The organism is Metabacillus sp. 113a, assembly GCF_050107635.1.
Classification (GTDB): Bacteria; Bacillota; Bacilli; order Bacillales; family Bacillaceae; genus Metabacillus_B.
Genome location: NZ_JBNILJ010000037.1, coordinates 1 through 386 on the forward strand (window position 1 = coordinate 1; position 386 = coordinate 386).

Consider the following 386-nt stretch of genomic DNA (forward strand, 5'->3'; position numbering starts at 1 on the left):
GTTTCGGCTTGTGATGAGCGGCGCATTGCGTTGTCGCTTTCAGTCGTTCGCATCCTCACGCACTCATGTGCGCTCCGGGGCTCTCTCCTTCGGCTCCTAGCACTGCTTGCTCCTCCCAACCCTCTTAAGTTCGCTTTGTTGGGTGATGCTTTCGGCTTGTGATGAGCGGCGCATTGCGTTGTCGCTTTCAGTCGTTCGCATCCTCACACACGGATGTGCGATCCGGGGCTTACTCCTTCGGCTGCTGGCATTGCCTGCTGTTCACAAACCTCTTAAAAGAAAAAGATACGCCTGGCGGCGTCCTACTCTCACAGGGGGAAACCCCCAACTACCATTGGCGCTGAAGAGCTTAACTTCCGTGTTCGGTATGGGAACGGGTGTGACCT

1 rRNA gene is annotated in these 386 nt (G+C 56.0%); it reads right to left on the reverse strand.

Annotated features, from left to right (window positions below):
- Positions 1 to 289: 289 nt before the first annotated feature.
- Positions 290 to 386, reverse strand: a 5S ribosomal RNA gene (gene rrf, locus ACQCVE_RS19590); the annotation flags it as partial.